Source organism: Flavobacterium hankyongi, assembly GCF_036840915.1.
GTDB classification, from domain to species: Bacteria; Bacteroidota; Bacteroidia; order Flavobacteriales; family Flavobacteriaceae; genus Flavobacterium; species Flavobacterium hankyongi.
In genome coordinates this window covers 1,894,502-1,920,029 of record NZ_CP085725.1, presented here as the reverse complement: position 1 = coordinate 1,920,029, position 25,528 = coordinate 1,894,502, and the positions used below count along the sequence as shown (strand labels likewise).

The 25,528-nt window shown below is 33.6% G+C and carries 24 protein-coding genes; 17 read left to right on the top strand and 7 right to left on the bottom strand.

Translation table 11 applies throughout. From position 1 onward, the window contains the following. Nucleotides 1-253: 253 nt before the first annotated feature. The 3 genes from LJY17_RS08965 to hemL all read left to right on the top strand — a co-directional run bounded on the left by LJY17_RS08965 (nucleotide 254) and on the right by hemL (nucleotide 3,392). Nucleotides 254-1,159, top strand: a complete 906-nt coding sequence (locus tag LJY17_RS08965; protein WP_264543493.1) for a 1-aminocyclopropane-1-carboxylate deaminase/D-cysteine desulfhydrase — start codon at nucleotides 254-256, stop codon at nucleotides 1,157-1,159. Further along, the gene (locus LJY17_RS08960) at nucleotides 1,152-2,039 is read left to right on the top strand and encodes a glucosaminidase domain-containing protein (RefSeq protein WP_264543492.1); all 888 of its coding nucleotides are present in this window, start codon (nucleotides 1,152-1,154) and stop codon (nucleotides 2,037-2,039) included. The genes LJY17_RS08965 and LJY17_RS08960 overlap by 8 nt, the downstream gene beginning before the upstream one ends. A 63-nt stretch (nucleotides 2,040-2,102) precedes the next feature. Then, a complete protein-coding gene (hemL, locus tag LJY17_RS08955; RefSeq protein ID WP_264543491.1) occupies nucleotides 2,103-3,392 on the top strand; it encodes a glutamate-1-semialdehyde 2,1-aminomutase in 1,290 nt (429 codons plus the stop codon). 51 nt (nucleotides 3,393-3,443) lie between these two features. On the opposite strand, the gene LJY17_RS08950 is transcribed toward hemL, so the two are convergent. Both LJY17_RS08950 and LJY17_RS08945 read right to left on the bottom strand, forming a co-directional pair. Then, a complete protein-coding gene (locus tag LJY17_RS08950; protein ID WP_264543490.1) occupies nucleotides 3,444-3,782 on the bottom strand; it encodes a hypothetical protein in 339 nt (112 codons plus the stop codon). A 64-nt stretch (nucleotides 3,783-3,846) separates the two neighbouring features. Beyond that, nucleotides 3,847-4,293 carry a hypothetical protein gene (locus LJY17_RS08945; RefSeq protein ID WP_264543489.1) on the bottom strand — a complete coding sequence of 149 codons (447 nt, stop codon included), beginning with the start codon at nucleotides 4,291-4,293 and terminating at the stop codon, nucleotides 3,847-3,849. A gap of 148 nt (nucleotides 4,294-4,441) precedes the next feature. On the opposite strand from LJY17_RS08945, the gene LJY17_RS08940 reads away from it, so the two are divergent. The 8 genes from LJY17_RS08940 to LJY17_RS08905 all read left to right on the top strand — a co-directional run bounded on the left by LJY17_RS08940 (nucleotide 4,442) and on the right by LJY17_RS08905 (nucleotide 11,235). Further along, nucleotides 4,442-4,939, top strand: coding sequence for a c-type cytochrome (locus tag LJY17_RS08940; protein ID WP_264543488.1), 498 nt, complete (start codon nucleotides 4,442-4,444; stop codon nucleotides 4,937-4,939). A gap of 10 nt (nucleotides 4,940-4,949) precedes the next feature. After that, a complete protein-coding gene (nosZ, locus tag LJY17_RS08935; protein ID WP_264543487.1) occupies nucleotides 4,950-6,932 on the top strand; it encodes a Sec-dependent nitrous-oxide reductase in 1,983 nt (660 codons plus the stop codon). A 117-nt stretch (nucleotides 6,933-7,049) separates the two neighbouring features. Beyond that, nucleotides 7,050-7,643, top strand: a complete 594-nt coding sequence (locus LJY17_RS08930) for a hypothetical protein (protein WP_264543486.1) — start codon at nucleotides 7,050-7,052, stop codon at nucleotides 7,641-7,643. A 32-nt stretch (nucleotides 7,644-7,675) separates the two neighbouring features. After that, nucleotides 7,676-8,101 carry a nitrous oxide reductase accessory protein NosL gene (locus tag LJY17_RS08925; protein WP_264543485.1) on the top strand — a complete coding sequence of 142 codons (426 nt, stop codon included), beginning with the start codon at nucleotides 7,676-7,678 and terminating at the stop codon, nucleotides 8,099-8,101. Nucleotides 8,102-8,142: 41 nt separating this feature from the next. Beyond that, nucleotides 8,143-9,333 (top strand): nitrous oxide reductase family maturation protein NosD, encoded by a 1,191-nt coding sequence (locus LJY17_RS08920; protein ID WP_264543484.1) that lies wholly within the window; start codon nucleotides 8,143-8,145, stop codon nucleotides 9,331-9,333. Beyond that, nucleotides 9,330-10,052 carry an ABC transporter ATP-binding protein gene (locus LJY17_RS08915; protein ID WP_264543483.1) on the top strand — a complete coding sequence of 241 codons (723 nt, stop codon included), beginning with the start codon at nucleotides 9,330-9,332 and terminating at the stop codon, nucleotides 10,050-10,052. The genes LJY17_RS08920 and LJY17_RS08915 overlap by 4 nt, the downstream gene beginning before the upstream one ends. Further along, a complete protein-coding gene (locus LJY17_RS08910; protein WP_264543482.1) occupies nucleotides 10,036-10,803 on the top strand; it encodes an ABC transporter permease in 768 nt (255 codons plus the stop codon). Before LJY17_RS08915 ends, LJY17_RS08910 begins: the two co-directional genes overlap by 17 nt. Before the next feature lie 57 nt (nucleotides 10,804-10,860). Beyond that, nucleotides 10,861-11,235 (top strand): group III truncated hemoglobin, encoded by a 375-nt coding sequence (locus tag LJY17_RS08905; protein ID WP_264543481.1) that lies wholly within the window; start codon nucleotides 10,861-10,863, stop codon nucleotides 11,233-11,235. Nucleotides 11,236-11,300: 65 nt separating this feature from the next. On the opposite strand, the gene LJY17_RS08900 is transcribed toward LJY17_RS08905, so the two are convergent. The 3 genes from LJY17_RS08900 to LJY17_RS08890 form a co-directional block, all read right to left on the bottom strand. After that, on the bottom strand, nucleotides 11,301-11,855 hold the full coding sequence (locus LJY17_RS08900; protein ID WP_264543480.1) for a fasciclin domain-containing protein: 555 nt from the start codon (nucleotides 11,853-11,855) through the stop codon (nucleotides 11,301-11,303). A 78-nt stretch (nucleotides 11,856-11,933) separates the two neighbouring features. After that, nucleotides 11,934-13,139, bottom strand: a complete 1,206-nt coding sequence (locus LJY17_RS08895) for a hypothetical protein (RefSeq protein ID WP_264543479.1) — start codon at nucleotides 13,137-13,139, stop codon at nucleotides 11,934-11,936. After that, nucleotides 13,139-13,729, bottom strand: coding sequence for a Crp/Fnr family transcriptional regulator (locus tag LJY17_RS08890; RefSeq protein WP_264543478.1), 591 nt, complete (start codon nucleotides 13,727-13,729; stop codon nucleotides 13,139-13,141). The genes LJY17_RS08895 and LJY17_RS08890 overlap by 1 nt, the downstream gene beginning before the upstream one ends. A 127-nt stretch (nucleotides 13,730-13,856) precedes the next feature. On the opposite strand from LJY17_RS08890, the gene LJY17_RS08885 reads away from it, so the two are divergent. The 3 genes from LJY17_RS08885 (at nucleotide 13,857) to LJY17_RS08875 (ending at nucleotide 18,026) form a co-directional block, all read left to right on the top strand. After that, complete coding sequence (locus LJY17_RS08885) at nucleotides 13,857-14,225, top strand: hypothetical protein (protein ID WP_264543477.1); 369 nt, start codon at nucleotides 13,857-13,859, stop codon at nucleotides 14,223-14,225. Nucleotides 14,226-14,319: 94 nt separating this feature from the next. Beyond that, on the top strand, nucleotides 14,320-16,455 hold the full coding sequence (locus LJY17_RS08880; protein ID WP_264543476.1) for a TonB-dependent receptor: 2,136 nt from the start codon (nucleotides 14,320-14,322) through the stop codon (nucleotides 16,453-16,455). Nucleotides 16,456-16,457: 2 nt separating this feature from the next. Next, nucleotides 16,458-18,026 carry a PepSY domain-containing protein gene (locus LJY17_RS08875; protein WP_264543475.1) on the top strand — a complete coding sequence of 523 codons (1,569 nt, stop codon included), beginning with the start codon at nucleotides 16,458-16,460 and terminating at the stop codon, nucleotides 18,024-18,026. Between the two features lie 51 nt (nucleotides 18,027-18,077). On the opposite strand, the gene lysS is transcribed toward LJY17_RS08875, so the two are convergent. Then, nucleotides 18,078-19,769 carry a lysine--tRNA ligase gene (gene lysS, locus LJY17_RS08870; RefSeq protein WP_264543474.1) on the bottom strand — a complete coding sequence of 564 codons (1,692 nt, stop codon included), beginning with the start codon at nucleotides 19,767-19,769 and terminating at the stop codon, nucleotides 18,078-18,080. Nucleotides 19,770-19,921: 152 nt separating this feature from the next. Here lysS and LJY17_RS08865 point away from each other — a divergent pair, with 152 nt between their 5' ends. Both LJY17_RS08865 and lipB read left to right on the top strand, forming a co-directional pair. Further along, nucleotides 19,922-20,656: a lipoprotein gene (locus tag LJY17_RS08865; RefSeq protein WP_264543473.1), complete on the top strand. Its 735-nt coding sequence runs from the start codon at nucleotides 19,922-19,924 to the stop codon at nucleotides 20,654-20,656. 173 nt (nucleotides 20,657-20,829) lie between these two features. Beyond that, the gene (gene lipB, locus LJY17_RS08860; RefSeq protein WP_264543472.1) at nucleotides 20,830-21,522 is read left to right on the top strand and encodes a lipoyl(octanoyl) transferase LipB; all 693 of its coding nucleotides are present in this window, start codon (nucleotides 20,830-20,832) and stop codon (nucleotides 21,520-21,522) included. Nucleotides 21,523-21,555: 33 nt separating this feature from the next. Here lipB and LJY17_RS08855 read toward each other — a convergent pair whose 3' ends face one another. Then, nucleotides 21,556-22,215, bottom strand: a complete 660-nt coding sequence (locus tag LJY17_RS08855; RefSeq protein ID WP_264543471.1) for a ribonuclease HII — start codon at nucleotides 22,213-22,215, stop codon at nucleotides 21,556-21,558. 199 nt (nucleotides 22,216-22,414) lie between these two features. Here LJY17_RS08855 and LJY17_RS08850 point away from each other — a divergent pair, with 199 nt between their 5' ends. Next, nucleotides 22,415-25,522 carry a SusC/RagA family TonB-linked outer membrane protein gene (locus tag LJY17_RS08850; RefSeq protein WP_264543470.1) on the top strand — a complete coding sequence of 1,036 codons (3,108 nt, stop codon included), beginning with the start codon at nucleotides 22,415-22,417 and terminating at the stop codon, nucleotides 25,520-25,522. The last annotated feature ends 6 nt before the right edge of the window (nucleotides 25,523-25,528 follow it).

Genomic DNA, 25,528 nt, shown 5'->3' with positions numbered 1-25,528 from the left:
CCTAAAATGTTGTTTTTTTAATGTCTTTATTTGTTAGAAAACTCAGCTAACAGTAAGGTTTTAGTGTTTTTATAAAAATAAAATTGATTTGTCGATTTTATTTTTATAAAAGTAAGTTTTTTCTCAATCTTAAAAGATTTAAGGATTTGATTTAGAACTTTTTTGTAACAAAATGTTGTTCTTATTTTGTTTTTTTTCTTGTAATTTCTAGTGGTGTAGAAGGTTTAAAATCTTTATTTGTATTTTTGTGGTAATGGATTCTATAAATCAAAATATATCATCAATTACTGATAGACAAATTGTTTTGCAGGTAAAGAGAGAAGATTCGTTACATCCCTTTATTTCAGGTAATAAATTCAGAAAACTTAAGTATAATATTGACTTTTTTAAAGAAAGTTTATTTGATACATTGATTACTTTTGGAGGGGCGTATTCTAATCATATAGCTGCTACAGCTTATGCCTGTAAGGAAAATGGTTTGAATTGTGTTGGAGTTATAAGAGGAGATGAGCTTTGGAGAGAAATTAATAATAATCCAACATTATATTTTGCCCAGCAATGTGGGATGAAATTTGAGTTTGTAACAAGAGATCAGTATAGAAAAAAAGATTCGAATGAATTTTTAAATTACTTAAAAAATAAATACGGTAGCTGTTATGTTTTACCAGAAGGAGGAACTAATGATTTAGCTGTAAAAGGTTGTAAAGAAATTCTTAATCAAGGGGATGTAGAGTTTGATTATATATGTTGTGCTGTTGGGACTGGAGGAACTATTTCGGGAATTATAGATTCTTCTAAACCACATCAAAAAGTCATAGGTTTTCCTGCATTAAAAGGAGATTTTTTAAAAGATGAAATTCGTAAGTTTGCAAATAATAAAAATTGGGAATTAATAACTGATTATCATTTTGGAGGTTATGGAAAAGTGACTGAAGAATTAATTGATTTTATAAATAATTTTTATACAAAAACTTCTATTTTTTTAGATCCAATTTATACAGGAAAAATGTTTTTTGGTGTTTTAGATTTGATAAATAGGAATTATTTTCCAAAAAATGGAAAAATACTCTTGATTCATACTGGTGGATTACAAGGGATTGAAGGAATGAATAAATTGCTCGAAAAGAGAAAAATGAATAAAATAATTGTAAATGAATAAAGTAGTCTATATTTTATTTTTGTTGGTAATAATAGGTTGTGGTTCTTCAAAGTCAAAACTGCAATCAAAAAAAACTGTACAAACTACACATAAAAAGAAAGGCGTAACTCCTCCTGCTAAAAAAGTAGTTAATGAGCAGCCTGTTGTCCAAATAGATCAGCCTAAAACACAAAATGAAATTTTAGTTGCAACATCAAACATAAAAGTTACTAAAGAAGTTGTTTTGGCTTACATTAACGATTTTAAAGACGTAGCAAAAGAAGATATGCAAAAATATGGTGTGCCAGCCAGCATAACTTTAGCCCAAGGGATTCTTGAGTCAGGAGCAGGGACAGGAGTTTTATGCAGAACGGCAAACAATCATTTTGGAATAAAATGTCACAAGGAATGGACTGGAGAATATGTTCGTCATGATGATGATGCCGCACAAGAATGCTTTAGAAAATATGAAAAAGCGTATGAATCATATCGTGATCATTCGTTGTTTTTAACCACTAGACCTTGGTATCAGCCATTGTTTAAGTTAGAGAAGCATGATTACAAAGGTTGGGCTAGAGGATTAAAAAAATCAGGATATGCAACAGACCCTAAATATCCTGAAAAGCTCATTGGCTTAATTGAGAGATATAATTTGCATCAATATGATGCAGAAGTTTTAGGGATAGATTTTTTTCCTATTATGAGTTCACCAGTTTCAACTCCGTCAAAGCTCCAATCAGAAATAAAACTAGCATCAATGGATCAAACTCACGTAGTTGAACAAGGAGATACATTATACTCGATTTCAAGAAAATATAATTTATCAGTAGATTCACTAAAAGTAAAAAATAACTTAACTGATAATGCAATTTCTATTGGACAAACACTTATAGTTAAATAATTTTAGGCAAATAATAAACATAATTTCAGCTTCCATTGAAGCTAAATATAAATATCAGGATAAATGATTTATCAAAGAAGTAGTCAGCTATTCGCTGAAGCTGAGAAAGTAATTCCAGGCGGAGTAAATTCGCCAGTAAGAGCATTTAAATACGTAGGAGGAACACCAATATTTGTAAAAAGCGCTAAAGGAGCGTATCTTTTTGATGAAGATAGTAATCGACTTATAGATTATATCAACTCATGGGGGCCAATGATTTTAGGACATGCTTATGAGCCAGTAGTTAATGCAGTTGTCGAAAAAGCCAAGTTAGGAACATCATTTGGAATGCCGACAGAGATAGAAACAAAAATAGCTGAATTAGCAGTTTCTATGGTGCCAAATATTGATAAAATTCGCTTTGTCAATTCAGGTACAGAAGCTTGTATGAGTGCTATTCGTTTGGCGCGTGGATTTACTGGAAGAGATAAAATTATCAAGTTTGCAGGATGTTATCATGGTCATTCGGATTCTTTCTTAATCCAAGCAGGAAGTGGAGCTATAACTTTTGGTTCACCTAATAGTCCCGGAGTAACACAAGGTACAGCAAAAGATACGCTATTGGCTAATTATAATGATATTCAAAATATTAAGGAATTATTAGAAGCCAATAAAAACGAAATTGCTGCAATCATAATAGAACCAGTAGCGGGAAATATGGGTTGTATCCCTCCTAAAGAAGGTTTTTTAGAGTCGTTGCGCGAACTTTGTACAGCAAATGGAACTTTGTTAATTTTTGATGAAGTAATGACTGGTTTCCGTTTGGCAAAAGGAGGAGCACAAGAACTTTATAACATCAAAGCAGATATTGTTTGTTTTGGTAAAGTTATTGGAGGCGGATTACCAGTTGGTGCTTTCGCTGCTCGTAATGAAATTATGAATTATTTAGCGCCTCTTGGACCTGTGTATCAAGCAGGAACATTGTCAGGAAACCCTTTAGCAATGGCTGCAGGGTTAGCGATGTTAACTGAATTAAATCATGATACTGAAATTTTTAAAAGATTAGAACAAAAAACAGCTTATTTAGAAGTTGGAATCAGAAAAGTACTAACATTAAATAATATTGATTTTACTATAAATAGAGTAGGTTCGATGATTTCTGTTCATTTTGATAAAGATGAAGTTTATGATTTTAATACTTCAAAAAATGGAGATAATCAACGTTTCAAAGATTTCTTTCACGGATTAGTAAAAGAAGGAGTTTATATTGCACCTTCTGCTTATGAGACTTGGTTTATTACTGATGCATTGACTTATGAAGATCTTGATTTTACAATCGAAGCAATTGATAGAGTTTCTAAAACATTATCATAAAATAAAAAATCCGCTTTTAAGCGGATTTTTTATTTTATCTTATTAAGAAGTTTAGTTCTTAATCAATTTGTCATATAAACCAGGTTGTTGCATGATTTGTTTGATTTGATTTTCAGAGAAAGTTGCTCTCATTTTCATATCAATATTCTTATAAATCTCATTTTTTTCTCCTTCAGTAATTCCTTCTTTAGCTAAAGCTTCATGTTTAGCAAGAAATAAATTGTTCATGTTCACAAAAAATTGATCATCACCATTAGTATCAATTGCTTTTGATAATTCAAAAACATTTTGTTTAGCCTTTTCAGCAGGAGTTAATTGTCTTTTTTCTTGAGCATTTGCACTCATAGTGAAAGCAAATACAAAAAGTAATATTTGTAATAATTTTTTCATAATTAAATAAATAGATTAGTTTATAGAAATCAAATCTATACATTTTTTTTTAAAATCCAAAAAATTATTCAGTTACAGCTTTTTTCATTTTCTGTTTATGGACTCTTTTCATTCTTTTCATTTTGTCTTGTCTTTTTTCCTGATGTGCTTCCCATTTTTCAAACTGCTTGTCATTCAAAATCTTTTTCATCTTAGCCTTATGTTCAATTTGGGCATCTAGCATCTGGTTTTTCATTTTAAATTTTTCATCAGCAGTCAGCTCCTTTTTTGAATCTTTATTGGCTTTCATTTCCGCAATCTTAGCTTCTCTTTTAGCATTTTGCTCGGCAATGAGTTTGGCCATTTCTTTTTGCTGATTGTCGTTTAAATCCAAATCCATTGTCATTTTCTTCAATTGCAATTGATTGCGTTGTTCTACAGACAATTTTTCTCCTTTCGGTTCTCTTTCTTGTGCTATCCCTGAAAAGGTAAAAGTTACAATTGCCATTGCGGCTAGGGCTAAATTTTTCATGTTGTATTTTTTAAAGTTTAGAGTTTGGACTTTCAAAAAGTAAAAAGGTTTAATTAATGTGAAATTTCTTCTTTATTATGATTCAAGTCATACTTAATCGCTTAAAAATCAATGAAATTTGATGTGTAACTTTTAAAAAATTGATATCATGAAAAAATTATCATTGTTAATACTGGTTTCTGTATTGTTTTTCTCTTGCGGTAAAAAAGAAAAATCAGTTGAAGATACTTCAAACCCAACTAGTGAAGAAGGCTATGTAACCGAAGGAGCAGAATCTGAATCAGCTAATGCTTCAACCTATGATCCTCACCGTGGTGAAGGAAAATTCGATAAAGTTGAATTAGGAGCCTCTCTAGACCAAGCTATGGCTTCTCAAGGAGAAAAAGTGGTAGGGGTAAAATGTGCCTCTTGTCACAAACTTACCGATGAGAAATTGGTCGGTCCAGGTTGGAAAGGTGTTACAGAAAGAAGAAAACCAGAATGGATTATGAACTTTATCACAAATCCTGATCCAATGATTGACAAAGATCCTCAAGTACAAGCTCAGCTAGAAATTTGTTTGGTGCGTATGCCTAACCAAGGGTTAAATGATGATGAAGCTAGAAGTATTCTAGAGTACATGAGAAAAAATGACGGTGTAAAATAAATCAAATCAAATGAAAAATAGTTTTATAAAAATTGCAACCATTGTTGCAATAGGGAGTGCTTTTTTTACTTCTTGTAAACCAAAAGACTCTAGTAGTGCAGCAGAAGGGGATGCCGAAAAGGCATACGTAGCTCCAGGGAAATATGATGAATTCTATAATTTCGTGTCGGGCGGATTTAGCGGTCAGCTAAGTGTGTATGGTTTACCTAGCGGAAGATTGTTTCGCGTAATCCCAGTTTTTTCGGTAGATCCAGAAAAAGGATGGGGATACAGTGAGGAAACCAAGCCTATGTTAAATACTTCACAGGGATTTGTGCCTTGGGATGATTTACATCACACCGAAATGTCTCAAACTGATGGTGAGGTTGATGGACGTTGGGTTTTTGGAAATGCCAATAATACCCCGCGTATTGCCCGAATCGATTTGAAAACGTTTAAAACCGCTGAAATTATCGAGCTTCCTAATAGTGGAGGAAATCACTCTTCTCCTTTTATTACCGAAAATACAGAATATGTAGTAGCAGGAACCCGTTTCAGCGTCCCAGGTGATTATTCGAACGGAGATGTGCCAATTAATACCTATAAAGAAAATTTTAAAGGGCATATCAGTTTTGTAAAAGTCGGTAAAGAAGGACAAATGGATTTAGCATTCCAAATTGTAACGCCTGGAGTTAATTTCGACCTTTCACATGCAGGAAAAGGCAAATCACACGGATGGTTTTTCTTCTCTTGTTATAATACTGAACAGGCAAATACCTTGTTAGAAGTTAATGCTTCTCAAAGAGATAAAGACTTTATCATGGCGGTTAACTGGAAAAAAGCTGAAGAATATCTAAAAGCAGGTAAGGGAAAAAAACAAGTTGTAAAATATGCACACAACACTTGGAACGAAAAAACACACTCGGCTAGTTCAGAAATTAAAAATGAAGTGGTGGTATTAGATGCGGCGGCTTTAAAAGATATTTGTTATATGATTCCGTGTCCAAAATCGCCACATGGTTGTGACGTTGATCCAACAGGTGAATACATTGTTGGTTCTGGAAAATTAGCAGCTTTAATTCCTGTCTTTAGTTTTGATAAAATGATTAATGCTATCGATAAAAAACAATTTGAAGGAGATTACGGTGGAATTAATGTTATTAAATACGAAGCAGCGTTACACGGTGAAGTTCAAAAACCAGGCTTAGGCCCGCTTCATACGGAGTTTGACGGAAAAGGAAATGCATATACGACATTCTTCGTTTCGTCTGAAGTAGTAAAATGGGACATCAAATCTTTAAAAGTGTTAGACAGAGTACCTACCTATTATTCTGTGGGTCACTTGTGTATTCCTGGAGGAGACAGCAAAAAACCATTTGGTAAATATTTAATAGCTTACAACAAAATTACTAAAGATAGATATTTGCCTACTGGACCTGAATTAGCCCAATCTGCTCAGATATTTGATATCAGTGGTGACAAAATGAAAATGATTTTGGATTTTCCAACCATTGGGGAACCTCATTATGCTCAAGCCGCACCAGCCGATTTAATTAGAAATAATGGTCAGTTGAAATTCTACAAAATTGAAGACAACCACCATCCTTTTGCAACCAAAGGAGAAAAAGAAGCAAAAGTGATTCGTAAAGGCAATAGGGTAGATGTGTACATGACATCTGTTCGTTCTCACTTTGCGCCAGACAATATTGAAGGAATTAAATTAGGAGATGAAGTGTATTTCCATGTTACCAATTTAGAACAGGACTGGGATGTACCACACGGATTTGCTATTAAAGGAGCTGACAATGGTGAATTATTAATCATGCCAGGGGAAACCACTACTTTAAAATGGATTCCTAAAAAAGTAGGAATGTACCCAATGTATTGTACTGATTTTTGTAGTGCGCTACATCAAGAAATGCAAGGTTATGTGAGAGTATCTCCAGCAGGAAGTACTGTTCCTATATCATTTAGTGTTGGGACAAATTTTCCTAAACAAACTGCAACCAAATAATTTTTTTAAAGGGAACAATTTTGGTTGTTCCCTTTCTTTTCAAAGCATTTCGATGAAATGAAAAACAGATTTTAGTTTTTGGATTCAAAAGACTAATTAATCAAAAAAATAAGCCCAATGAAAAAAGCATCATTATCCTTACTATCGAAAGGGTTGTTATTGGTTACGGCACTCCTTTTCGCTGCTTCTTTGCTCGTTCCAATGTGGCAGATAGAATTAGAAGCGCCTCAATATCCTGAAGGATTGGTTTTAAAATTGCATGCCAACAAAATTGGTGGCGATGTCGATATTATTAACGGATTGAATCACTATATAGGAATGGCAACCTTGCATACCGAAAACTTTGTAGAGTTTAAGGTATTGCCTTATGTCTTCATTGGATTTGCCTTGATTTCCTTACTTTTAATATTTGTGTCTAAGCCTAAAGCAGTTTTGGGATTTTTAGGTGTGTATTTTTTATTTATCGTCTTGGCTGCCATAGATTTTTACCGATGGAATTATGAATACGGACACAATTTAAATCCTGATGCAGCGATAAAAGTACCAGGAATGGCCTATCAGCCTCCATTAATAGGATACAAACAGCTTTTGAATTTTGCGGCCTATTCTATTCCAGATATTGGAGGATGGATGCTAGCCTTAGCCTTTTTATTATTAGGATTCATAGTATTCAAAGAATTTAAAGCTGGAAAATCAAAACAGCAGAATTAAGCTTAGATTTATCATTAATCATATAAATTGGTATGAAAAAAGTTTTGCTTGCATTAGTAACTATTCTTCTAGGGTCTTGCCATCCTTCAGGTCCTCAACCGTTAAAGTTGAATATTGACAGTTGTGATTTTTGTAAAATGAACATTTCCAGCGGAAAACATGGTGCGGAGATTGTGACCCAAAAAGGAAGAGTTTACAAGTTTGACGATATTGGGTGTATGATTCGCTATGCCAAAGAAAATAATGAAACCAAAATAAAAGACTATTTTGTAAATGATTTTTCAAAAACAAATGAGCTTATTCGGGCGGAACAATCTGTTTTCTTGCAAGGAGGGACTATTCAAAGTCCAATGAATAGCAAAATAATTGCTTTTGCAACATTGGAAGAAGCAAAAACACAAAACAATTCGTTAAAAGCGACTATCGTTTCTTGGAACGATTTAAAAGACTCTTATTAATGCGGCTATTTTTAATACTATTTTTTGCTTTTTGTTTTCAAATGGTCTCTTGTAGAACCATTCATGTTGGAAAAAAACAGGAGATCCAATCGATAAAACAAGGAATTGCCCTTGCCAAAAATAACGATACGCTTTATGTACATCCAGGAATCTATAAAGAAGGAAATATTATTATCGATAAATCAATAGTTTTCTTAGGAATTGGTTATCCTATTTTAGATGGACAAAAAAAATTCGAAGTTCTTTCCGTCAAGGCGAGCAATGTAATGGTTCAAGGATTTAAACTTGTCAATTCAGGTCATGCAGCTCTTGATGATCCTTGTGCTGTAAAAGTTTACAATCAGTCAAACGTGCAGATTATAAATAATAAAGTGCTGGATAATTTTTTCGGAATTTACATTCAAAACGGAAATGATTGCATGGTAAAAGGAAATGTGATCGTATCTAATGGGACGCAGGAACAGCTAATAGGAAACGGAATTCACTGTTGGAAAAGTACTAACCTGAAAATTATCGGGAACAAAATTAAAGGCCATCGGGATGGAATCTATTTTGAGTTTGTGACCAATTCGGTTATCTGGAGGAATAGTTCTACACATAATGTTCGTTATGGTTTGCATTTTATGTTTTCCAATGACGATTCGTATATCACTAATATTTTTGCCCACAACGGGGCAGGAGTTGCGGTAATGTTTACAAAAAATGTCAAAATGTTTAATAATTACTTTCAGGAAAATTGGGGTGATTCTGCTTACGGATTGCTGTTAAAAGAAATTTCGGACAGTTATATTTTTAATAATAAATTTTCACAAAATACTTCCGGAATTTACATGGAAGGAACTACCAGAGTAAAGGTTGAAAAAAATGTTTTTGAAGCCAATGGTTGGGGTATGAAAATTCAGGCAAGTTGTATGGATAATGAAGTGACGGCCAATAATTTTGTTAAAAACACATTCGATATCAGTACCAACGGAAGTTTGGTTTTAAATACGTTCAATTCAAATTATTGGGATAAATATGAAGGTTATGACTTGAATAAAGACGGAATAGGAGATGTGCCTTATCATCCGCTGAGTCTTTTTGCGGTTTTAACCGAAAATACTCCTTCGGCCATGCTTTTGTACCGAAGTTTTATGATAACGCTTTTAGACAAATCAGAAAAAGTACTGCCCAGTATCACGCCTGATAATTTTGAAGACAAAACGCCCTTGATGAAGATAATGCCACTATGATAGAAATTAAGCAATTAAATAAAAAATTCGGGAAACAAGAAGTTTTAAAAGCAATCAATTTAACCTGTAACAAAGGGGAATGTATCGCTTTAATTGGTCCAAACGGATGTGGTAAGACCACTTTAATAAAATCGGTTTTAGGAATGGTGATACCAGACAAAGGAGAGATTTTGTTTGATAGTCAGTCGGTTGCTGGGCAGTTTTTATATCGGGATAAAATTGGTTATATGCCGCAAATAGGGCGCTATCCTGATTATATGACCATTGGACAGATTATCGAAATGATTAAAAAAGTAAGAAACCATGACGCTTCTTTGGATACCGATTTGATTGAACAATTTGGATTGGAGAAAATGTTCGATAAACCCATGCGGACTTTGTCAGGAGGTACTACTCAAAAAGTAAGTGCGGTTTTGGCTTTTTTGTTCAATCCTGATGTGTTGATTTTGGACGAGCCAACAGCAGGACTCGATCCTCTTGCTTCGGAAGTTTTAAAGCAAAAAATTATAAAAGAAAAACAAAAAGGCAAACTGATTTTAATTACCTCGCACTTATTAAGCGAATTGGATGATTTAATCACCGAAATAATTTTTATGCAGGATGGAGAACTCATATTCCATAAAAAAATTGAAGAGTTGAAAGAAGAAACAAAAGAGCATAAAATCTCTAATGCAATAGCTAAAATTTTAAAAACAAACAGTAATGAACAAACTAATTAAAATCATACTTTTTGATATTTTGAAGAATAAAATTGTAGTGACTTATACTTTAATTTTAGCAGTTTTGTCATGGAGTTCTTTTTTGTTGGAAGACAACACCTCAAAAGGAATGTTGACGATTTTGAATGTGATTTTATTCACCATTCCTTTAGTAGCGGTTCTTTTTTCTACGATTTACATTTACAATAGTTTTGAGTTTATTGAACTCATGCTGAGTCAGCCCATTCAACGAAAAAAAATATGGCAGAGTTTGTTCGCTGCTTTATCCCTTTCGCTTGTGGTCGCATTTCTTATAGGTGCTGGTATTCCTCTATTTATCTATTCGTTTGACATGTTGGGATTCATGATGCTCGTCGTAGGATGCTTAGTGACAATCGTTTTTGTGGCTTTAGCTTTTCTGGCGTCTATCATGACAAGGGACAAAGCAAAAGGCATTGGAATCGCCATTATGATATGGTTGTATTTTGCACTGCTTTTTGACGGAATTGTACTCTTTTTATTATTCCAGTTATCCGAATATCCTATTGAAAACATGATGGTTGGTCTTTCTGCGTTGAGTCCCATTGATTTGGCACGGATTCAAATCCTTTTGCACATGGATGCTTCGGCTATGATGGGGTACACAGGAGCTATTTTTAAAGACTTTTTTGGCACGATGATGGGTTTGTTCGTTTCGTTTGCACTTTTGGCCTTATGGGGTATTTTGCCCTTTTTGATTTCTTTGCGAAAATTCAAGACAAAAGATTTGTAATGAAAAAGAAAGAGAGAAATAATTTGTGTTTGCTTTTTGAAAGTAAAAATAAAAAACATGAAAACAGATATTAAAAACCGCAACGATATTATCAAGCTAGTGGATGCTTTTTATAAAAAAGTGAAAATAGATGCGGTTATAGGTTATATTTTTACCGATGTTGCCCATGTAAATTGGGAGGTTCATCTGCCTAAAATGTATGATTTTTGGGAAAATATATTGTTTTACAAAGGTAACTATAACGGGAATCCAATGGTCGTTCATAAAGAACTTCACAAAAAAAGCCCGATGAACACCAAACATTTTCAACATTGGAATAAACTTTTTAATACTACTGTTGATGAGTTGTTCGTAGGGGAAAAAGCCGATTTAATAAAAGAAAGAGCTTTTAACATATCAGTAGCCATGATGCAAAAATCATTAGAAGCATAAAAAAAGCGTGATTAAGTAATTAATCACGCCTTTCCCCTTTTATAGAAAAATAAAATCAACAACTATTATTTTGGTAACAAAACATCGTTTATCACATGAATGATACCATTAGAAGTTTCTATAGATCCAGTAATTTCTGAACCATTTACAAAGGTTTTGTCTCCTTTTTTAGTAATTTTTACTTTGCCGCCAAAAACCATATCAAATTCTTGACCATCTTGCATATAATCTGTTTTTAGCGAACCTACATAAGTATGATAGCCTAAAATGTTTTTCAGATCCTCTTTTTTTTCTGGTTTTAATAAGCCTTCAACGTTACCAGCAGGCAATTTTTCAAAAGCGGCATTGGTTGGTGCAAAAACGGTAAAAGGACCAGCGTTGCTGAGAGCATCCACTAAATCGGCTGCTTTTACTGCTGTTACCAGTGTAGAATGGTCTTTACTTCCAATAGCTGTTTGTACAATATTGGGTGATGAGGTATCGTCAACCACTCCAGACTGACCAGCTGTTTCTGTAATCGTGCTTGAAGAGGAATCGCTAGAGCCTTCTTCATTTTTTTTGCAGTTGGTGGTTACTAATAACAACCCGGATAGTAACACAATGGGAAAAAATCGTTTCATAATGAACATTTTTAAAATACAAGGCTAAAGTATTGCTTTGTAAATCAAAAATTTATGACTTAAATCACAAAAAGGATTTTATTCTTCTTTGATTGAGGAAAATGCAGTTATTCCTATTCCGCTTACCAAAATAATAGCGGCTCCAAAAAGCATTTTGTCAACATACGGAATCAAGGTGTAGCTAAACGAAGCAATCCCTTGCACGGCAAGAATTAATTCGTTGACGATTACCCCAACAGTGAAAATAAGAATGCCCAATTTGATTGCTTTATTATTTCGGATTAATTGTGTAGAATACCCGTAGAACAAAATAGATAAACTAATAATTGCCAATAAAACCAAATGCAAATAAGCGATTACGATAGGTCTAAAACCGAAAGCAAGCTTGCTGACAGAAGGAACGGTAGAGCCTAGTTGCAAAAGTAATTTTACACTCATGGCAAAGCCTATAAAGAGTAAAATATAACGTAAGAAGAAAGGAATTTGATGTAAATCATTTCTTTTATCCTGAATGAAATAATAAACAAATCTAAACCAGGCATAGGTTTGAATAATGGCTCCCGCGATAGTTAAGCTATAAATCCAAATAGGAAGTTCAAGCCACAAGGTTGATAAAAAATAGGTTGGAATACAAGCGATACAAAACAACCAGAATATTTTTACATACTTCTGCTGATTTAGCTTAAAATAATCATGAAAAAGACCTAAGACAATAAATGAGAACCATCCGTTGTATTGAAAATGAAGGTAAAAATAGATGGAGGCCAAATATTGTTTTTCATGAATGTCTTTTGAAGCCATCATGTAAGCCAAATAAAAAGTGCCTAATGAGGATAAAACATTAAAAACCAAACCTGCTTTAAACCAATTTTTGACTATAGTATTGAATTCGACGGTTTTTACATTCTTCCAAAAGACATAAGCAAAAACGTAAGCAACGACTATAGATAAAGTTGAAAAGAGTATGGAAGCAAATGCATAGCCTTGAAAAGTAAAAAAAACTAACATGCCATAGGAGCACAACAAGTTTGAAATAATGATACGCTGGTATGTTTTTGGGTGTTTTAGAAGGTTGTTCTTTTCTAAAAAATAAATCATGAAACACATTAAGGAGTGACTAATCCATCCGGCAAAAGCAAAATGGGAATGGGCGTGTTGCAAATTTTTCTGATTCAAATACGGAAATTCAAACCCTATTTTGTAGCGCATTAATAATCCAAATAACGCTACAATAAGTAGATTTAACAGTGAAAATTTAATCCAGAATTGAATAGATTTTGTCATCAATAATAAATTTTATGGTCTATGATATCAATTATTTTTTCTTCTTTTAGTTTGCTACAAGATCTTATAACTGTTTCTACCCGTAAACCAGTGAAATTGGCAATTTCTTGTCGTGTAAAAGGAATGATTAATTTTTCTGTGCAATTTTTTTCAGACTTTACCGAATTTAAAAAAGACACAATGCGATGTTCCGGTTTCTGATTGACAATGTCTTTTGTAGTATTTGATTTGGATAAAATCCTCAAGCACATGAGTTTTAAAAACTCTTTTTGTAAATAAGGATAATCGTCCAGAATTTTTAAAAACTTATCTTTTGAAAGTTTTAAAATAGTACAATCCTGGATACAAATCGCTGTAGAAGGATATTTACAATCGGTAAACAATGGAGGCTCTCCAAAACTCTGACCAATAGAAAAATACCCCTGGGTGAATTCTTTGCCCTCCTCGTTAGCATTATACATTCGAACAGTTCCTTCAATTACTTGATAGTAAAAAAGAGCACTTTCACTCTCACAAAAAATAACTTCGTTTTTTTTGTATTTTTTGGCTACAGCACCCCAAGTAAATAAGATATCAATATCTATTTGCATTTTTTTAATTTAGTCCTGTTTGTTTGTAGAACCTAATTTAAGGAAAACAAATTTAATTGTTGTGAGTAAAATGTATTTATGATTAAAATCATATTTTTTTGACGTTAATAAAAGATATCTTTGTAGTGTGAAAAAGATACTATTCATAATCGCCTTACTGTTTTTTTTAAAGCCCTTATTTCCGGTTTTAGAATATGCTTTAAATTATGAATATATTTCAAAAGTGCTTTGTGAAAACAAAGACAAACCTGAAATGAAATGTAACGGTAAATGTCATTTGATGAAAGAAATGGCAAAAGCCGCTGAAGATGAAAAACCCATTTCATCAGACAAAAAGACGGTTCACACCGAATCGGAAATTTTATTTTTTCAACCCTTAGTTTCTTATGATTTAGAAAATGAGTATTGGCCAACTTCCAAAGAACCAATTTCTCATTATTCTAATTTATACCATTTCTGTCAACTTACTTCGGTATTTCACCCTCCCACAGTTTAGTTTTTGATTGCGTTTTTGAATCTGTTACAAAAACAGATTGATTTCTTGTTGACATAAGTCAATGAGCTATAATGTAATTGCTTAAACTTTACTAATGAAAAAAATATTCCTTGCCTTAATGGTGTTAGGGCAAATGTCCTATGGACAAAACAAAAAAACAGATTCGTTATGTGTCAAATTGCTGGATGATGTAGTAATTACTTCCAATCGTACTTTGACCCGAAAAACAGAAACTCCGGTCTCTATTACCAAGCTTTCTGAGAAGCAAATTAGCGAAACCAAAGCAGCTGCAGTTTATGAGATTGTGAATAAAACACCTGGAGTTTTAATGACCAATTTAGGAAACGAGCAGCACATGATGGCTATTCGCCAACCCATGACAACCAACTCGTATTATTTGTATTTGGAAGACGGATTGCCTATCCGCCCGATGGGGGTTTTTAACCACAATGCCCTGTTGGAAATCAACCAGTTTAATTTACAAAATATTGAAGTGGTTAAAGGACCGGTTTCTTCTTTATACGGACCCGAAGCAGTGGGTGGTGCCGTGAATTTAATTTCTAAAAAACCTTCTGATAGAAATCAAATCAAGATAGGATATCAAGCAGATCAGTGGGGATATCATCGTTTTCAAACGATGGCTTCGGGAACTGTCGGGAAATTTGGTTTTCATATGGCTGGTTTGACGTCTCTTCAGCGAAATTCATGGATGACTTTTTCCGATTATGATAAAAATAATATTAATGCCCGATTGGATTATACTTTTTCTGCGAATGATAAAATTGTCGCGACAGTTTTTTACGGGAAGTATTATTCGGACATGTCTGGTACTGTAAATGAAAACGATTTTAACAATAGATCTTATAAAAGTCAGACGGATTTCACTTACCGTAAGTCGGATGCGCTTAGAACCAAATTAATGTATGAGCATTGTTGGGGACAAGATAAGGCCACCTCGGTTACTGCTTTTTTGCGTGATAATAAATTGGGTCAAAATCCTTCTTATGCTATTAAATGGAAACCTGGTGAAAGCACTGCTACGGGAGAAATTAATTCGAATAACTTCAAAAGTTACGGCTTACTGGTACAGCACAATCAGAAATTCGATTTTTTAAATACTACTCTTGTAGCAGGCGGTTTGTTTGATCGTTCTCCCATTGATTATTGGGCGTATCAAATTGATTTGAAAGCGAATTTAAATCCTGGGGGACAAACGGTTAATTACTATGAACTACTGGCAGAAAGACCCGATATCAAATTATCGGAATATAATGGGACTATTTATAATTATGCAGGTTTTACCCAAGTGAGTGTGAAGCCTATAGAAAAGCTGGTTGTGACTGTGGGCGGACGATTTGATCAAATGAATATTGATTATAATAATACTTTGGCTAATTCGTCGGGTAAAAAAGATTTCGGTCAATTTACATTTAAAGCAGGTACTAATTATAATCCGTTTAAAACTGCAGGTTTTTATGCTAATTATGCACAAGGTTTCGCGCCGCCAGGAGTAACGTCTATTTTTCGATTAAAACCGGGAACTGGAGGGACAACAGGAGTTCCAGCCGAATTTTATTACAATCTTAAAGAGGCAACGTTTAACAATTATGAAGTGGGTGGATGGTTGTCCTTTTTTGATAGAAAATGGAATTTTGAATATGCTCTATATTACATGGATGGTGAAAATGAACTGTTGAACATCCGTCAGCCAGACAATTCTTTTGATTATCGTTCGGCGGGAAAAACGCGTCACAAAGGAGTTGAATTTGCGGTCAATTATAAACCGTCTCAACAATTTAATCTAAGAGTAGGAGGAACGGCTGCACAACATACTTTTATTGATTTTGAAATCTCCGAAAAGGCTAGCGATCCTGTTAAAAATTTAAACGGAAAAGAAATGCCTTCTGCTCCCAAATGGGTAGGTAATTCAGAAGTGAGTTACTATCCCAAATGGCTTCCTAATTTTAGAATTGCTGCCGAGTGGCAATATGTTTCCAGTTGGTATCAAGATCAGGTAAATATGGTGAAATATGAGGGTTATAATGTTTTTAATGGTAGGGTGGCTTACAAGATAAAAGGAATTGAAGCTTATTTGAATGTGATGAATTTTACCAATAAACTGTATGCCTATAACGTGACTCGAGGAAATACAAGTACTTCGCAACCTACTTACACAGCCGCAGCACCGAGAACTTTCGTTTTTGGGTTACAATATGATTTGACATTATGAGTATGAAAAAAGAAAAATCACTTTTAGAAAAAATAGAAAAAAAGACAAAACAAAGAGTGTATAAATGGCATAGATTCTTCGCCATGATAACGCTTGTGCCAGTTGTTTTATGGTGCTTGTCTGGAATTATGCATCCTTTTATGGCGCATTTTTTTAAACCGGAAATCAAAAAGGAATTTGTAGAGCCTAAAGTTGTCGATTCGGTCAAAGTTACCTTTTCCATTCAGGAGATTTTAAAAGTTAATAAAATAGATACTTTTAAAAATTTCCGATTGGTAGAAATGGATGGAAATTGGTTTTATCAAGTTAAATGGAGCAATGAAAAGATAGATTATTTTGATGCCTCAACCACCAAAAAAATAAATAACGGCGATGTCATCTATGCGCATTGGTTAGCGCGTTATTTTCTAGACGATCATCAAAGTAAAATTGTAAAAACCACTTTGTTGACTCAATTTGATTCACAATACAAATACATAAACCGTTATTTGCCGGTTTATAAAGTAGTATTTGACCGTCCAGACAAAATGCAGGTTTATGTAGAAACGGGTTCAAGTAAACTAGCGACTTTCAATCCGGTATCTAGACAAGCTTTTATTTGGTTTTTTGATACGTTTCACAATTGGTCTTTTTTAGATGCCATTGCTACTAATTCGGTACGGATTGTGATTCTGACGGTTTTGTTAGGAATTATTTTGCTGTCGGCCATTTCGGGATTACTCATTTATGGTTTTTTCTGGAAACAATTTAAAAAAATACAACCGAATCATACAAACAACAAAAGAATAAGTCACCGTAAATATGGCTTGGCTTTTTCAATCTTTTGTATTGGTTTTGCTTTTAGTGGAGTCTATCATTTAACCAAAAAATGGAATCCTGTACCGCTTCAGGAAATGGTCTATCAACCGGATTTAAAAATGGATAAAATTAAATTGTCCAATCAAAATATAGCGGTTGACCAAAAGAAACTCTTAAATATAAGTTTGATTCAATTTCAGGATTCCGTGTATTATCGATGTGAATTGAAGGCCGATGAAACAGAACATGCTCCTTTAGCAGAAGAGAAATGGAAAAAGAAAGTGGCTCCAGTTGCGGATGTTGTGTATATAAATGCTGCAACAAATGTTTTGGACAAAGAGATGGATTTTAAGTATGCCAAATTTTTAGCCAATTATTTTGATGGAGGTAATTCTACTGCTTCATGCTGTGAATCTGATTCATTTTCAGAAGAAAAAAAATGTAGTATCAAAGCAGCTCCATTGCTCGAAACAAAAGTATTGACTGAGTTTGATAATCGGGAATACGGTTTTGTCAATAAACGTTTACCGGTTGTTAAATTAGCGTATGATACTCCTGAAGAAACAACTTATTTTGTAGCGACAGATGCTTCACGAATTGCGGCTGTTGTGAAAAACTCAGATAGAGCAGAAGGGTATAGCTTTGCCTTTTTTCATAAATTTTTGTGGATGGATTGGGCAGGAAAAACCATTAGAGATTTAGTCATGACTTTAGCAGCTATCGGATTGTTTATATCCGCGATATTGGGTATGCGATTGTTATTTAAGAAATAAAAAAAGGAACTCGATAGAGTTCCTTTTTTTATATTATGATTTGAGGGATTGTTAATTCAAAACCACTGTTTTATTATCACCATCCACAACCACTTTTGTTAAGCCATGTTTGCTTAATCCTTTCATGGCTGCATCCCATTTTTTACCACTTAAAGCTGATTTTTCTTTTAGTGTAGCAAGGGATTGATTGTTCTCAGCTTTTAACAAATCGATAATAAATTTTTCATCTTCGGTTAATTCTGGTCCTTTTTTCTCCGGACGCATTTGCGGGAAGAATAATACTTCTTGAATAGAAGCATTGTTGGTTAAAAACATGATTAATCTGTCCATTCCAATTCCTAAACCTGAGGTTGGAGGCATACCATATTCTAAAGCACGTAAGAAATCTTCGTCAATAATTCCGTTAGCTTCGTCATCTCCTTTAGCTGCTAAAGCCATCTGTGCTTCAAAACGTTCTCTTTGATCTATTGGATCATTTAATTCTGAATAAGCATTGGCAATTTCTTTTCCACAAACCATCAATTCAAAACGTTCTGTTAATTCTGGGTTGTCACGGTGTGATTTACACAATGGAGACATTTCTTTTGGATAATCGGTAATGAAGGTTGGCTGGATGAAGTTTCCTTCACATTTCTCACCAAAAATTTCATCAATCAATTTTCCTTTACCCATGGTTTCGTTAACCTCAATTCCCATTGATTTTGCCGCTTCAAATAATTCTGCTTCGGTTTTTCCAGTAATATCAAAACCTGTGAATTGTTTGATAGCGTCAGTCATAGTTACACGAGCATATGGTGCTTTAAAGTCAACTTTGTGTTCTCCAAAAGTAGCTTCAGTAGTACCATTAACCTGTAATGCACAATATTCTAGTAAATTTTCGGTCATAGTCATCATCCAGTTGTAGTCTTTGTAGGCTACATAAATTTCCATAGCGGTAAATTCTGGATTGTGGGTTCTGTCCATTCCTTCGTTACGGAAATTTTTCGAAAATTCGTAAACTCCGTCAAAACCACCTACGATTAATCTTTTTAGATATAATTCGTTCGCGATTCTCATGTACAATGGAATGTCTAAGCTATTATGATGCGTGATAAACGGGCGAGCCGCTGCACCACCTGGAATCGATTGTAAAACCGGAGTTTCTACCTCCATATAACCTGCTTCGTTAAAAAACGTACGCATAGCGGTGAACAATTTGGTTCTCTTCATGAAAACTTCTTTCACCTGAGGATTTACCACTAAATCTACGTAACGCATACGGTAACGTAGCTCTGGATCCACGAAAGCATCAAATACTTTACCTTCTTCATCAGTTTTTGGTAAAGGTAATGGACGTAATGTTTTGCTTAAAAAAGTAAAATTTGATACACGTACACATTTTGCTCCTACTTGAGTAGTGAATAATTCGCCTTCAACACCTATGAAGTCCCCAAGGTCTGTTAGTTTTCTAAAAACCTGATTGTATAATGTTTTGTCATCGCCTGGACAGATAACATCTCTATTTAAGTATAACTGAATTCTTCCTTCACTATCTTGCAATTCGGCAAAACAAGCTTTCCCTTGATCGCGCATACTCATGATACGTCCAGCTACAACCACCTTCTTGCCTTCTTCGAAGTTTTCCTTCGCCTTTTTTGATGTATGGTCAACAGGATATAAGTTGGCAGGATAAGGGTTAATGCCCAGTTCACGCAAAGCGTTCAGCTTGTCTCTTCTAATGATTTCTTGTTCCGAAAGTTGCATAGCAATTATTTTTAAGGGTGCAAAGATAATTTATTTTGCTTCAAGTTCAAAAGTTTAGGTTTAACGTTATGGCTTAATCTTGTGAAATATTTAGATTTTGATTTTTGTGATTTGGGGTGCAGAATGCTTATCTTTGACAAAACTAAATTTACATGAAAAAAATACTCTTATTATTCTCCTTATTAATTGTTTTAACCAGTTGTACTTTTACTGAAGAAATAACTATAAATCCTGATGGAACCGGAAAATACAATCTTGATATGGATGGTTCAAGTATTATGGCTATGATGCCAAAAGATTCTTTGAAGCAAGAAAAGAATATAGATTCTGTGTTTTCATTTAAAGAAATATTTGCTGCTCAAAAAGATAGTATAGCAAAACTTCCCAAAGAAGAACAAGCTAAAATTAAAAGTCTTGAAAAGTTCAATATGCGCATGAAGATGAATTTTGATACAAAACAATTTTTGTTTGCCATGAATACCGATTTTAAATCGGTTGCAGAATTGCAGGAAGTAATGTCAAGTATGTCGGAACTTCAAAAAATGAATAAAGGTCAGGCAAAAGGAAACCCAATGGGGGATATGGGTGGATTTGGTTCCAGTGCGGCAAAAATAAATTATACTTACAACGGTAAAAAGTTTTCTCGTAAAGCGACTGTTGATAAAGAAGCTTTGAGAAAACTAGAAAACGATTCGGCTGCGGCTTCTTATAAAATGATTTATGAATCGTCTAAGTACATAATAAAGTATCATTTCCCTAAACCGGTAAAAAAAGTATCGAATACTTCAGCTATGTTTTCTGAAGATAGAAAAACTGTTACTATTGAATATCCTTTTAATGAATATATAAAAGAACCTGAGAAATTAAATTTAGAGGTTGTTTTTTAATAATAAATAAATTTGCAACCCGAATTGTCTCATTCGTAGTTGTTTTTAGTTGGTATTCGACTAATCTCATTCTTCGATTCGAGTGGAGCTCTTTTAAAATTGTTTACTTCGAGATCTTCAACGAACAATTTTAAAAAGCGGGAACGGAAGGCGGAAAAGTTGCCCAAAATAAAATGAATAAAAAAGTTAAACTTCAAGACTTAGGTCAAAAAGATTATAAAGATACTTGGGACTATCAAGAAGAATTATTTGCTGGGATTGTAAATCAGAAAATTCAAAAAAGAGAAAACCCGTCAGTTGAAACAGATAATTTTTTTCTATTTGTTGAGCATCCTCATGTGTATACATTAGGAAAAAGTGGTGATATGTCTAATTTATTGCTTTCGGAAAAACAATTGGAAGCAAAAGGAGCTACTTTCTACAAAATTAATAGAGGAGGAGATATAACGTATCACGGTCCTGGTCAAATTGTGGGTTATCCAATCTTGGATTTAGAAAATTTCTTTACTGATATTCATAAGTATTTGCGTTTATTAGAAGAGGCTATTATTTTGACTTTAGAAGAATACGGAATAGCATCTGAAAGAAGTGAAGGGGAGACTGGAGTTTGGTTGGGGGTTGGAACGCCTTTTGCACGAAAAATATGTGCGATGGGTGTCCGTGCTTCTCGTTGGGTAACCATGCATGGTTTTGCATTGAATGTAAATGCTGATTTGGGTTATTTTGATAATATTATTCCTTGTGGGATAAAAGGGAAAGCGGTTACATCACTTCATGTTGAATTGGGAAGAGAAGTCGATGAAAAGGAAGTGAAGCAAAAAATAGTAAAACATTTTGTAAGTTTGTTTGAAGCGCAAATGACATAAATTAAAAAGAGGTTCAATTTTGAACCTCTTTTTTTATAATTCTAATTTTAATTGTTCTGGTAATAATCTAAATGACATTCGATGGTATTTAGTTGTACCATATTTTGCGATTGCTTCACGATGGTCTTTTGTGGGATAGCCTTTGTTTTTATTCCAGCCATACATAGGAAACTCTTCGTGAATTTTGTTCATATACTCATCTCGGTATGTTTTTGCTAAAACTGATGCGGCAGCTATACTTAGGTATTTGCTGTCTCCTTTAATAATGCTTTGATTCGGGATTGACTTCAAATGCTCAATTTCTAAGTCGGTGAAATTATATCCAGATGTTGTTTTTATACCTAGTTTGTTAAAAATGGGTCTATTTCCGTCAACAATTATAAATTCAGGTTTAGAATTTAGTTTGATGATGCTTTCTTGCATGGCTTTCATCGAAGCGTTAAGGATGTTTATTTCGTCTATTTCTTTGTTGTGTATGTGTGTATAGGCGAAAGTTAGAGCCTTGTCTTCAATTATGGGTTTTAGTTGGTCTCTAATTTTTTCGGATAGTTGTTTTGAATCGTTAAGTTTTTCAATGTAAAAATCTTCGGGAAGTATTATGGCTGCTGCTGTCACAGGTCCTGCAAGGCAGCCACGACCAGCTTCATCTGTTCCGGCTTCAAAAATAACATCTGAAAAAGAGTTCTTTAACATAAATTTAGTTTTGTCAAAAATATAAATTTAAGCTAAAATAAATATATTATTTCTTACAAAGGATCGAAGTATTTGATGATTTTATTTTATTTCATGGTAAATTTTAACGTAAATAAAATCGTAATATTTCACTGTATTATTTGGTTATTTAAGAAATTATTATGAAGTTTGCGAAATAACTAACTCAAATAAAATTAATATGAGATCAAAGTTCAAATGGATTTTTACGCTATTAATGGCGTTAACAATGCAGTTTTCTTTTGCTCAAGAGAAAACTATTACTGGTACGGTTTCCGATGCTAGCGGTCCGCTTCCAGGGGTGAATGTTGTTGTACAAGGTACAACGCGTGGTGTTCAAACAAATTTTGATGGAAGCTATTCTATCAAAGCAAAAGAAGGAGAAAAATTAGTATACTCATTTATGGGAATGGGTACTGTTACTAAGGTTGTAGGTGCTTCTTCTGTTATGAATGCTACTATGCAAGATGATGCTGCTACACAATTAAAAGAAGTTGTTGTTACTGCTGTAGGTATTAAAAAACGTCAAGACGCGATTACATCAGAGAATCAGGTTGTAAAGGCGAAAGAGATTACTCAGGCGGCTAACCCTAACGTTGTTCAGTCGTTGACAGGTAAGGTTTCTGGATTACAAATTAACACTACTAGTTCTGGAGTTGCAGCTACTACAAAAGTGGTTTTAAGAGGAGCGCGCTCTATTTCAAGTAGTAATGAAGCTTTGGTTGTTATTGATGGTGCGATTTCTAATATTGCAACATTGCAACAAATTGCTCCAGAGTTAATTGATAACGTAAACGTATTAAAAGGAGCTCAAGGTGCTGCTTTATATGGATCTGATGGTGTTAATGGAGTTATTATTGTTAATACTAAAAAAGGAAGTAAAGGAGATAAATTATCTGTTAATGTAAATTCTGCTGTTGATTTTAGTTCAATTGCTTACATGCCTCAATCTCAGTTAAGATACGGTCAAGGTTGGGATGGTACTTTTTCAAGTTTTGAGAATGGGTCTTGGGGTCCGGAGTTTGATGGTTCAATGCAGCCAGTAGGTTTGCCTCAGCCAGATGGTACTTATTTTATGGCGCCTTATTCTCCAATCAAAGATCATATGAAGAATTTCTTTAAAAATGGAACTATTTATCAAAATGGTATTTCATTGTCTGGAGGAGATATCAATTCTGGGTATTTCAATTTTGGAGCTAATAGAACTCAAAATGATTTCGTTGTAGAGGGTGATGAGTTAAAGCAAAACTCTTTCTTGTTTAGAGCTGGAAAAAAAATTGGAAAGTGGTCACTTGAAGGTAATGTTAACTACATTACTCAAGATATTAAACAAGTTGGTCAAGGTACTATTAATGCTTCTTTATATGATGATTTGTTAAATACAGCTTCTAATATTCCTGTTGAATTGTTCTCTGCTGGTATCAATTCAAGTCACTGGAATGTGTACTACTTAAGTCCTTATTGGAGAATTAAAAATCAAAGAGAATTTAGAGAAACTAATAGATTCACTGCTGGTGTAACTTTAGGGTATGAAATCAATAAAAATATTGATGTAAGTTATTTAGCTAATCTTAGGTTAAATAATTTTGCAAACATGAATTATGATAATGGTTTTGTTGATACTTATTCTGCTACTTATGGGGCAAGAGGTAAAGGTTTTGTTTCTCAATATTTTAAAGGAAATCAGTCTGATAGAATTTATTATGGTGATTTATTAGTTAACTTCAATTATAACTTGACTGATAATATTTCTTTAAAAGCCAATCTTGGTAACAATTTACAAGATACTAGACAAGAATTTGTAAACCAAGGGGGGACTAATTTAGAAGTTCCTGGTATTTACAATATGAGTAATGTTTTGAATCCGGCTCAACCATCTACTTTAGATAATAGAACTGTTCAAAAGAGAAAAATAGGTGTTTTTGCTAACATTGATTTAGGTTACAAAGATTATTTATTCTTAAACCTTACAGGTAGAAATGATTGGTCTTCGGTTTTTGCTAAAAATAATAACAGTTATTTTTATCCAAGTGCTGGTGTTTCTTTTGTTCCTACAAAAGCTTTTGGTTTAGAAGATAGTTTCCTTAACTATGCTAAAGTAACGGCTAACTATACTAGAGTTGGAAATGATAATGGTGTTCAGCCATATGATATTAATAAAGTAGTAGCTTTAGGTGATGGTTTCCCATTTGCTAACAACTCTTATGTTTTAGATAGAACTCTTACAAATCCTGGGATTACTCCTGAGTTTGTAACTACAAAAGAAGTATCGGCTAAATTAGGATTCTTAAAAGATAGAATTACTTTAAGTGGTTCGTATTATGTTACTGATACTGATGATTTGATAACTGATGTTTCAACTTCTTCTACTACAGGAGCTTTTTCATTGTTGGATAATGTTGGAAGTATGCAAACAAAAGGTAATGAAATTGAGTTAGGTGTAACTCCTTTTAGAAGTGAAGAACCAAGAGGGTTTACTTGGGACGCTAGATTAAGTTATACGCACTATAAATCAATAATTACAAAAGTTTCTGCAGATGCTAATGCTGTAGAATTAAGAAACGCTGGTATTGTTGGTATTTTTGCTGAAGTTGGCGAAGAATATCCTTTAATTAAAGGTACTTCTTATTTGAGAGATGATTATGGAAGAGTTATTGTTGATGATAATGGTTTGCCAACAATTGATAACAATTTCAAAAAATTAGGTTCTGCTACTCCAGATTATATTTTAGGATTTAACTCGGCTATTTCTTACAAAGGTTTTAGATTATCTACTACTATTGATTACAGAACTGGTCACAAATTCTATTCAAATACTAAGTCTACTATGGCTTTCAATGGTAAGTTAATTGAAACTGCTGAAAACAGAACAGGATTTATTATGCCTAACTCATCTTATGATTATAATGGAGATGGATCGATAGGTGCTGATGAGGCAAATGGTTCAATAGTTACTGCTGCTGGTGGTACGCCAAGTTATATTAACTATGTTAACAATTTCTATACAGGTGCTGCGGAGAATTTTGTTTTAGATGCATCTGCTCTTAAAATTAGAGAATTGTCTTTGGGTTATACTTTAGATCCTAAATTTACAAGCAAATTAGGATTAGAGGCGTTAAGTTTTTCTGTTAATGCTCGTAATTTCTATACTTGGTTACCTAAACAAAATAAAGGATACAATGACCCAGAAACTGCTGAAGGAACAGGAAACCTTACATCAGGTTTAGCGTTCAATAACAGATATCCTAATCAGAAAACTATAGGTTTTGCGTTAAACTTAAAATTCTAAAATGAC

Excerpts from the sequence above, each read along its gene's own strand:
- LJY17_RS08965 (WP_264543493.1), top strand. The coding sequence starts at position 254 with ATGGATTCTATAAATCAAAATATATCATCAATTACTGATAGACAAATT.
- LJY17_RS08960 (WP_264543492.1), top strand. The coding sequence starts at position 1,152 with ATGAATAAAGTAGTCTATATTTTATTTTTGTTGGTAATAATAGGTTGT.
- hemL (WP_264543491.1), top strand. The coding sequence starts at position 2,103 with ATGATTTATCAAAGAAGTAGTCAGCTATTCGCTGAAGCTGAGAAAGTA.
- LJY17_RS08950 (WP_264543490.1), bottom strand. The coding sequence starts at position 3,782 with ATGAAAAAATTATTACAAATATTACTTTTTGTATTTGCTTTCACTATG.
- LJY17_RS08945 (WP_264543489.1), bottom strand. The coding sequence starts at position 4,293 with ATGAAAAATTTAGCCCTAGCCGCAATGGCAATTGTAACTTTTACCTTT.
- LJY17_RS08940 (WP_264543488.1), top strand. The coding sequence starts at position 4,442 with ATGAAAAAATTATCATTGTTAATACTGGTTTCTGTATTGTTTTTCTCT.
- nosZ (WP_264543487.1), top strand. The coding sequence starts at position 4,950 with ATGAAAAATAGTTTTATAAAAATTGCAACCATTGTTGCAATAGGGAGT.
- LJY17_RS08930 (WP_264543486.1), top strand. The coding sequence starts at position 7,050 with ATGAAAAAAGCATCATTATCCTTACTATCGAAAGGGTTGTTATTGGTT.
- LJY17_RS08925 (WP_264543485.1), top strand. The coding sequence starts at position 7,676 with ATGAAAAAAGTTTTGCTTGCATTAGTAACTATTCTTCTAGGGTCTTGC.
- LJY17_RS08920 (WP_264543484.1), top strand. The coding sequence starts at position 8,143 with ATGGTCTCTTGTAGAACCATTCATGTTGGAAAAAAACAGGAGATCCAA.
- LJY17_RS08915 (WP_264543483.1), top strand. The coding sequence starts at position 9,330 with ATGATAGAAATTAAGCAATTAAATAAAAAATTCGGGAAACAAGAAGTT.
- LJY17_RS08910 (WP_264543482.1), top strand. The coding sequence starts at position 10,036 with ATGAACAAACTAATTAAAATCATACTTTTTGATATTTTGAAGAATAAA.
- LJY17_RS08905 (WP_264543481.1), top strand. The coding sequence starts at position 10,861 with ATGAAAACAGATATTAAAAACCGCAACGATATTATCAAGCTAGTGGAT.
- LJY17_RS08900 (WP_264543480.1), bottom strand. The coding sequence starts at position 11,855 with ATGAAACGATTTTTTCCCATTGTGTTACTATCCGGGTTGTTATTAGTA.
- LJY17_RS08895 (WP_264543479.1), bottom strand. The coding sequence starts at position 13,139 with ATGACAAAATCTATTCAATTCTGGATTAAATTTTCACTGTTAAATCTA.
- LJY17_RS08890 (WP_264543478.1), bottom strand. The coding sequence starts at position 13,729 with ATGCAAATAGATATTGATATCTTATTTACTTGGGGTGCTGTAGCCAAA.
- LJY17_RS08880 (WP_264543476.1), top strand. The coding sequence starts at position 14,320 with ATGAAAAAAATATTCCTTGCCTTAATGGTGTTAGGGCAAATGTCCTAT.
- LJY17_RS08875 (WP_264543475.1), top strand. The coding sequence starts at position 16,458 with ATGAAAAAAGAAAAATCACTTTTAGAAAAAATAGAAAAAAAGACAAAA.
- lysS (WP_264543474.1), bottom strand. The coding sequence starts at position 19,769 with ATGCAACTTTCGGAACAAGAAATCATTAGAAGAGACAAGCTGAACGCT.
- LJY17_RS08865 (WP_264543473.1), top strand. The coding sequence starts at position 19,922 with ATGAAAAAAATACTCTTATTATTCTCCTTATTAATTGTTTTAACCAGT.
- lipB (WP_264543472.1), top strand. The coding sequence starts at position 20,830 with ATGAATAAAAAAGTTAAACTTCAAGACTTAGGTCAAAAAGATTATAAA.
- LJY17_RS08855 (WP_264543471.1), bottom strand. The coding sequence starts at position 22,215 with ATGTTAAAGAACTCTTTTTCAGATGTTATTTTTGAAGCCGGAACAGAT.
- LJY17_RS08850 (WP_264543470.1), top strand. The coding sequence starts at position 22,415 with ATGAGATCAAAGTTCAAATGGATTTTTACGCTATTAATGGCGTTAACA.